Origin of the sequence: Pseudofrankia coriaricola (genome assembly GCF_032027725.1) — a bacterium.
Lineage (GTDB): Bacteria > Actinomycetota > Actinomycetes > Frankiales > Frankiaceae > Pseudofrankia.
This window is the reverse complement of record NZ_JASNFO010000170.1, coordinates 1-7,399: the sequence shown is the minus strand read 5'-3', so window position 1 is coordinate 7,399 and position 7,399 is coordinate 1. Positions and strand designations below refer to the sequence as shown.

Genomic DNA, 7,399 nt, shown 5'->3' with positions numbered 1-7,399 from the left:
GGCGCGTCCGACGGGGCGGTGTTGCTGATCGGCTGCGATCGTGGCCAACAGTGTCAGTGCTTCGGCGGAGCGGCTACCCGGTTCAGCTTGATAGACCGTCAGCATCTGGCGGTCGGCGCCGGCGAGGTGGAACTTGTCGTAGTGCAGTTCCAGCTCACCGACCTGAGGGTGTTGCATTCGGTGGACACCGGTGCCGACGTGGGGTTTGACGTCGTGACGTGCCCACAGTCGACGAAAGTCAGCGCTCTTGAGGGAGAGCTCGCCGATGAGGTCGGTGAGCTGCGGGTCATCGACGTCGGGGCCGACCGAGGCCCGCAGGGCGGAGACCACGTTCTCCAGCCTGATTTCGGGGTCGCAGAAGAGGTCGCTCACCGCGGAGTCGAGGAATGCCGCGCGGAGGATGTTGTGGCCGGGTGTGTACATCGGCGATAGAGCCGTCATCAGCGGGTTCGCCGCCAACACGTCCAGGAAGCGGCCCTGGACGAAGGCGGGGTTGGCGGGCCAGGAGTTGAGCAGTTGTCGCACGCTGGGACTGACTTGTTCGGATCGGCGGGCCCGTCGCCGACGGGCGGTGGTCGGGGTGGCCAGCTCGTGCAGGTGGGCGGTGGCGTCGGTGTCCAGGCGCAGCGCGCGGGCGATCGCGTCGAGGACCTGCGCGGACGGGTGGTGATCGCTGCCCTGTTCCAGTCGGGTGTAGTACTCGGTGCTGATGCCGGCCAGCAGAGCGAGCTCGTCACGGCGGAGGCCGGCAACGCGGCGCCGCCCGCTGTCGGGGATGCCGACCTCGTCCGGTCGGACCAGTTCCCGGCGGGCCCGCAGGTACTCACCGATGCTGTTCACGCTCACACCACGACGGTAGGCCCGCGCGCACGTCCTAGCCTGCCCCCAGCGGGGCACCCCTCGACGGGAGTATGGCTACCCCCGCTGAACCAGGCCGATGCTGCCGGATGAGAAGGCGAACCGCCTCCATTCGACAGGGAGACAACTCATGGCACAGCGCGCATGGTTCATCACGGGCGTCAACAGCGGATTCGGCCGCGAGATGACCGAACAGCTACTCGAGTGTGGCGACCGGGTAGCCGGAACGGTCCGCAACCTCGGCTCGGTGCGCGACCTCACGGACAAGTACGGCGACCGTTTCTGGTCCGCCCACCTGGACGTCACGGACACCTCCGAGATTCGCACGGTCGTCGACGCGGCATTCAGCGCCTTCGGCACGATCGACGTCGTCATCAACAACGCGGGCTATGGCCTGTTTGGGGCGGCCGAGGAGTTCACTGACGAGCAGGTCGTCCACGAGATCGGCACCAACCTGCTGGGCTCAATCCAGGTCGTGCGCAGCGCACTGCCGCACCTTCGCGCGCAGCAGCACGCCCGTATCATCCAGATCTCCACGTTCGGCGGGCAGGCCGCCCTTCCCGGCGGGTCGATGTATCACGCCAGCAAGTGGGGCATCGAGGGTTTCAGCGAGGCACTGATGGCCGAGCTGGCCCCCTTCAACATCGGCGTCACCATCATCGAGCCGGGCGGCGCCCGCACCGGCTTCCGACACGGCAGTGCCCAGCTCGCCCCGGCGCTGGACGCCTACGCCGGCACACCAGCCGCGTTCGTCCGCGGCATGCTCGCCGATCAAACCCATCTATCTCCGGGGGACCCGGCCAAGATGGCGACGATCATCATCGGCAGCGTGGACACGACTCCGGCACCCAGGCGGATCGTGTTGGGCAGCGACTCCTACCAGATCATTGTCAACGCGCTCACCCAGCGCCTGGCCGACATCGAGCCGCAGAAGGACCTCGCGGCTTCGACCGACTTCGCCACCACGCTGGACGGCCCGAGGTAGCCGGCGATGATCATTGTGCTGAGCGAGATGGCCTACCCTGCCGAATCCGATGACCGGATGCGTTCCATCGTGCCCGCTGTAGAACAGTTCTGTCAGACTTTCCACGGGTGTGAGCGTTTCGCGCTGAGTTTCCCCGCCGACCAGCCGGGTGTCCTGGTCGCGACGGAGATCTGGCAGACACCCCAGCTGCTGCGCGAGCACGTCGGTGTCGCTCATGACGCTGTACCTGCCGAAAATGCCATCCGCCCTGCTCAGGGCGGTCGCGGCCGTGCCGGCCGGTCGTGAGCCTTCCTCGCGGCCGGCCCGTGCCCGTCCGGGCCATGACCGCGCGAGGATGCCTCTTCGTGCTGGTCCGACTCACCTACCTCGGTGTCACGAACGCGTTCGCGCTGCTACGCCTGCTTCCCCGCAGCGACCGCGACAAGGACGTCGAGCTCCTCACGCTGCGCCACCAGATCGCCGTGCTGCACCGCCAGCTCGGCGGCCACCGGATCCAGTTCCAGTCCGCCGATCGCGCCCTGCTCGCCGCGCTCCTGCACACGCTGCCGCGGCCCACCTTGCGCGGCCTGCGGCTCCTGGTGCATCCGGAGACGGTGCTGCGCTGGCACCGCACCCTGATCGCCCGCCACCACGCCGCCGCCTCCCGTCCCAGGCGGCGCGGCCGGCCCCGCACCGCGGCCTCGATTCAAGCCCTGGTGCTATGCCTGGCCCGGGAGAACAGCAGCTGGGGCTACCGGCGGATCCACGGCGAACTGCTGACCCTCGGCATCAGGGTCGCCCCGTCAACGGTCTGGGAGATCCTGCGCCAGGCAGGCATCGACCCGGCACCCGAGCGGACCGCGACCAGCTGGGCCGACTTCCCGCGCTCCCAGGCCCACGCCCTGCTCGCCGCCGACTTCCTCGAGACCGTGACCCTGACCGGGACACGCCTGTACATCCTCGCCGTGATCGAACACGCCACCCGCCGTATCCGGATCCTCGGCGCCACCGCGCACCCCACCGCCGCGTGGGTCACCCAGGCCGCCCGCAACCTCGCCATGGACCTCCACGACGCCGGCTCCACCGCCCGCTACCTCATCCGCGACCGAGACGGCAAATACCCGGCCCTGTTCGACGCGATCCTCGCCGACGCTGGGACCACGGTCGTGCGCACCGGCGTCCGAGTCCCACGCATGAACGCAATCATGGAGCGGTGGGTACGCACCTGCCGCCAGGAACTCCTCGACCGAACCTTGATCTACAACCAGCGACATCTCCTGCGCGCCCTGCATGCATACGAGGAGTTCTACAACGCGCACCGCCCTCACCAGGGCATCGCCAACGCCAGACCGCTCCGACCGCTGCCCGAACCAATCACCGACCCGGACCGGCTCACCCACCTCGACATCCGCCGACGCGACCGCCCCGGCGGCATCCTCCACAAGTACGAACACGCCACCTGACCTGCCCAGACGTACTTTTCGGCAGGTACAACACCGGAATCAGGATTCCAGATACTTGCTCTAGAAGCAAAGCTGCGCCCTATCGCAGTACGCAGATATCGGTCGATGACCCGCTCATCCTGCGCGGCCAGTTCGGCCAAGTCGACGCCAGTCAGACCACCGCCCGCGACCGCAAGGAATCCGAGCAGATCCTTCTCTTCGGAGCGACCCTCAAGCATCCGGTTGAGCTCCCGCTCCATATCGGAGCGTGCGACCTCAGCAGCCGGCGAGACCGAAAGATCGCGGGTCACTCCAGGCTTTCTCAATGGATGATGGTGCGGAACGTCCGCAGGGATAGGCGGGCTCGGTCGGCTAGAGACCAGGATCTGCAACCCGGCCGGAGGAACAACAGGTAGAAGGCCCGCGATGCTATACGCTAGAGGCCCCGTAACCCCGCGGTCCTCGTCTAGTCCATCGACGACTAGGACCAGGCGTTCGCCACGCTCCTGACAGGCTTCTGCAGCCTCTCCCAAGAGGCCTAGGACGTGAACCTCGCGCGTCGCGTCGGTCAGATGTAGGGGCATCGACGGAGGCCCTAACAATTCGACCAACTGCTCGAGGAGAACATCGACGAAGGCTACCCGATCATCCTGGCTCGCCAGCCTGGCCGTGACGAAGAACGACACTATCCGGACGTTTTCAGGTGGGTGCATGACAAACCAAGCTAGTAGCGCTGATTTTCCGGCCCAGGCGGGACCACGCCACCACATGTATCCGAGCGACTCACGGCTTGTGCAGAAACTTGTTATGTCCGTCAGTTCCTGATCTCGACCCACCAGCTGCTTTGGTGCGATCTGTCGAACCTGTGCAAGATATCTCGAACGGACCGGCCGTTGCCCTAAAAACACGTCGCCGGCAATGTAACCGGTGTTCGCGATACCGCCTTCGCGCGCGGTCGCCGAGCCGGTCTGGCGGAGTCTAATCGGCTCTGCCACCAACACCCCCGCACGCGTTCCCCACGTGGTCCGAGACCGGCCCCGCAAACCTAGCAACTATACCGCCGGGCGGACCGCCAGCCGTCACCAAGCCTGAACTCGTCGTTCAGCCAGCGACGGCGTGAACCGGCAGGTAGGCGGCCTGCAAACGAATGGTCGCCAGAGTGAGCGCCCACCGTGTCCTACGGCATCGCCGTCACCAGCACCTCGACCGGTACTCGTTCCAAGGTCACCCGAGCTTTGCGGCATCGGTCCCCAGATCCGCTACCCCGCACCGGACAAGCAGGCTGGTTGATCAACTGGCGGGGGCGTCGAACGACTGTCGTACCCTCGAACCCGTGACAGTGCGGCGGGGCGACGCCTACCGAGGCGGCGAGGTCCATGTCCTGTCGTGCCACTGCGCCACGTGTGTGTTCCATCCAGGCAACCGCATGGGTCTGGAGCGAGGCGGTCTCCAAGACCTTGTGGATGCGAACCTTCGTGATCATTCGGCGCTGATCTGCCGCTCGACGCTGTACGGGAAGGATGTCGACGAGGCTGTCTGCCGCGGGTTCTGGGAAGGGTTTCGCGAGGGGACGGTCTCGCTGCGGCTTGCTGAGCGTCGTCGATGCTGGGTGCAGGACGAACCTCCGGTGGGGGCACAGTGACGAGGCCCGCGGACTACTACCGCTCGATGGTCGGCTCCTGTATCTGCGGGCAGCAGTGGTTTTCGATCTTCGCGGCGCACTGTCCGTGCTGTCATCGGACCTTCGGCACCGTCGAGAGCTACGAGGCCGCACATGTCGACGGTTGCTGCGAGCCCGAGTCGGTCGGACTCAGGTTCGCCGAGCATTATTGGTGGCTGCAGGCAGAGGTCCCTCGCCGCAAGCCACATCGGCCTGTGTCAGGTGTGCAGTCTGATCTCTTCGGCGACGAGATGTAGCGCTGCATGCGCAGCCCCGCGGCCCGGGCCGCGCCGGCGTGAGGATCTCGATCGCCTGCGCGTTCGACCCGCCCGGACGGCTTTGGGTCACCCGAACCAGCACGAGCAGGCCCATCCTCTGCGGCGCCTGCGGCGCGCCGTTCGATCGGGCCCTTGCCCAGGATCCCCCAATCCGGGCCACGTCACGCCGGAGCCGGCGGGACAGGCCGAACGAAATGGTCTGGGTGCGGACGGTACACGCGAGGTAGGCCCGGCGGCTCTAGGACAGTGAGGGCCTCAGCGGCGAGGCCTCCTTCACCGTCGAAGGGACAGTGACGTGGACGTGAGAGTAACGGGTTTGTGACCCACGGTGATGGCGTCCAGGTCACCTGCCCAGACGTCCGGGTTGGCCTGGGAGACTCCGAACGCCAGGTCACGGCCTACGGTCGGATTACGGGCACCCACAGCACCCTTGACAAGATCATCAGTCCGGCGGCGACGGCCGGTGGCCGGGAGATCCCCGAGGCCACCGGGCCATCGCCGTGCGTACCGGCGCCCGTTGGCGCGCCGGGGCGCGGTCCCGTCAGGCGCTCGTCGACAGGCCGGCGATCTCCGCATCCGCGGCCTCGATGTCCTTGTGAAAGCGCTTGTGCACCCGCAGCTTCTCGCCCGTCGCCTCCGTAACCCCCCATAGTCCCTTCACCGGGCCGAGCCGCGTCTCGCGCGGGATGCGGGCCAGGACCGTGTCGCCCTTCGGCTTCGACGGGACGAGCTTGCCCGCCTTGAGCACCGTGATGCTCTTGTCGGTCACCACCACGATCCGGTAGTGGATCGCGAACAGGATGAGATAGGTGACGATGAACAGGTACGGCGTGGGGCCGGTCTGGGCCATGAACACGTGCCTTACCTCCTCGTCGGGCTGGAGGTAGGGCTTGGCCCGTTCGGCAAGCTTGTCCCGTAATGCCATCGCTGAGGTCCTTGTCTCGATCGATGCGACGAGGCGTCGTTACCCCGCCGAAACCCGGACATTAGCGGGCGGGTCACCCAACCCGATCAGCGAGGTCGGTTCTCCGACAGAGGTTCGAACCGTTTCTCCATGATCGCAGTGACCCGCTGGTCGTCGGCGTGCGGGTCGAGATCAGCGAGGGGGACGGGCGGGTCGTCGTCCGGGTCGCAGACGACGGTCCCGGGGGCGCCGACGCCGCCGGCCGCGGGCTGCGCGGGCTGGGCGACCGGGTGGCGTCGGTCGGCGGGACGTTCACGGTGCGCGGCCGCCCGGGCACCGAACTCATCGCGGAGCTGCCATGCGGCTGATCCTCGCCGACGACTCGACTCCGTTCCGGCACGGGCTGGCCGCCCTGCCCGGCGAGGCCGGCCACGACATCGTCGCTGCGGGTGCCCGATATCTGGTCGCGGCTGCTGACCTGGGATTTTGGCTGCGGACGGAGCGGTGCCGCGTGGCCCGACTGCGTCGTCTTGGCGTGGTCTCGTGGCCGTCGGCTGTCCGCCCGACGACCCTGTTGGGTTCCAGAACTCGGCCATCGCGGTTGAGCTGCGGTTTTACGCGGCTGGTTCGTACTCGTTGATCAGGCCGCCGAGGACGGGTTGTCGTTTGATCCTTTCGGCCGTGACGTCGGCGACCGGATGATCGGGGCGAGGCGGTCGGAGCTTCAGTGCGCGGTGGGGGGCGTCGTTCGTTGTAGTGCCGTGCATACTCGGCCAGGACGGCCCGCAGGTGCCGTTCGCCGAAGATCAGCATGCGGTCGGTGACCTCGGCTCGGACGGTGCGGACGAACCGTTCCGCGTAGGCGTTCGCTCGGAGGGCCTGCGGTGGGATCTTGACCGCGGTGAAGCCGGCGTCGGTGAGGACCGCGTCAAACGCGGTGGTGAACTGGCCGGCGCGGTCGCGGACCAGGAACCGGAAGTCGGCGGCCTGGTCTCCGAGGTCCATGAGCACGTTGCGGATCTGCTGGGTGGTTCAGGGCCCGTTCGGGTGCGCGGTCACTCCAAGGATGTGGAGGTAGCGCGAGCCGATCTCCAGCACGAAGAAGCCGTAGAGCCGGCGCAGCGTCAGGGCGCAGTCGTCGGGTAGGCCAGGCGCATTGCTGCGCCTGGCCCCCCTCAGAGTCGGGTAGGCCGCCGGCGAGGTGCCCTGGTTGGGTCCTTTTCCGTCGGCCCCCCGCCGAACCCGCCGGGCGGCGTTAACCGCAACGGGCTCTCCAGTGGTTATGCCGTGGGT

Annotated in this window: 7 protein-coding genes and 2 pseudogenes; 5 read left to right on the top strand and 4 right to left on the bottom strand. The window is 67.3% G+C overall.

The features are described 5' to 3' along the window. Positions 1-840 (bottom strand): helix-turn-helix domain-containing protein (locus QOZ89_RS46490; protein WP_312630346.1); only part of this gene is annotated, 840 nt, incomplete at its 3' end. A 148-nt stretch (positions 841-988) separates the two neighbouring features. On the opposite strand from QOZ89_RS46490, the gene QOZ89_RS46485 reads away from it, so the two are divergent. Genes QOZ89_RS46485 through QOZ89_RS46475 form a run of 3 tightly spaced genes read left to right on the top strand, consistent with a single transcriptional unit; the run spans position 989 to position 3,285 of the window. Next, positions 989-1,843: an SDR family oxidoreductase gene (locus QOZ89_RS46485; protein WP_312630345.1), complete on the top strand. Its 855-nt coding sequence runs from the start codon at positions 989-991 to the stop codon at positions 1,841-1,843. A 6-nt stretch (positions 1,844-1,849) separates the two neighbouring features. Further along, a complete protein-coding gene (locus tag QOZ89_RS46480) occupies positions 1,850-2,128 on the top strand; it encodes a hypothetical protein (protein ID WP_312630344.1) in 279 nt (92 codons plus the stop codon). A 59-nt stretch (positions 2,129-2,187) separates the two neighbouring features. After that, on the top strand, positions 2,188-3,285 hold the full coding sequence (locus tag QOZ89_RS46475) for an integrase core domain-containing protein (protein ID WP_312630343.1): 1,098 nt from the start codon (positions 2,188-2,190) through the stop codon (positions 3,283-3,285). A 350-nt stretch (positions 3,286-3,635) separates the two neighbouring features. Here the strand turns inward: QOZ89_RS46475 and QOZ89_RS48155 are convergent. Then, positions 3,636-4,034: pseudogene (locus tag QOZ89_RS48155) on the bottom strand (P-loop domain-containing protein); the annotation flags it as partial. Positions 4,035-4,866: 832 nt separating this feature from the next. On the opposite strand from QOZ89_RS48155, the gene QOZ89_RS48580 reads away from it, so the two are divergent. After that, entirely contained in the window at positions 4,867-5,181 is a 315-nt protein-coding gene (locus QOZ89_RS48580) for an FDXHR family putative zinc-binding protein (RefSeq protein WP_491677158.1), read from the top strand. A gap of 562 nt (positions 5,182-5,743) precedes the next feature. Here QOZ89_RS48580 and QOZ89_RS46470 read toward each other — a convergent pair. Beyond that, positions 5,744-6,127: a hypothetical protein gene (locus tag QOZ89_RS46470; RefSeq protein WP_071050153.1), complete on the bottom strand. Its 384-nt coding sequence runs from the start codon at positions 6,125-6,127 to the stop codon at positions 5,744-5,746. A gap of 158 nt (positions 6,128-6,285) precedes the next feature. Between QOZ89_RS46470 and QOZ89_RS46465 the strand changes: the two genes are divergently transcribed. Beyond that, on the top strand, positions 6,286-6,474 hold the full coding sequence (locus QOZ89_RS46465; protein WP_071050152.1) for a sensor histidine kinase: 189 nt from the start codon (positions 6,286-6,288) through the stop codon (positions 6,472-6,474). A gap of 246 nt (positions 6,475-6,720) precedes the next feature. Here the strand turns inward: QOZ89_RS46465 and QOZ89_RS46460 are convergent. Then, positions 6,721-7,243, bottom strand: a pseudogene (locus QOZ89_RS46460) (integrase core domain-containing protein); the annotation flags it as partial. Between the last annotated feature and the right edge of the window lie 156 nt (positions 7,244-7,399).

Coding starts and splice junctions, on each gene's coding strand:
- QOZ89_RS46485 (WP_312630345.1), top strand. CDS start 989: ATGGCACAGCGCGCATGGTTCATCACGGGCGTCAACAGCGGATTCGGC.
- QOZ89_RS46480 (WP_312630344.1), top strand. CDS start 1,850: ATGATCATTGTGCTGAGCGAGATGGCCTACCCTGCCGAATCCGATGAC.
- QOZ89_RS48580 (WP_491677158.1), top strand. CDS start 4,867: ATGCTGGGTGCAGGACGAACCTCCGGTGGGGGCACAGTGACGAGGCCC.
- QOZ89_RS46470 (WP_071050153.1), bottom strand. CDS start 6,127: ATGGCATTACGGGACAAGCTTGCCGAACGGGCCAAGCCCTACCTCCAG.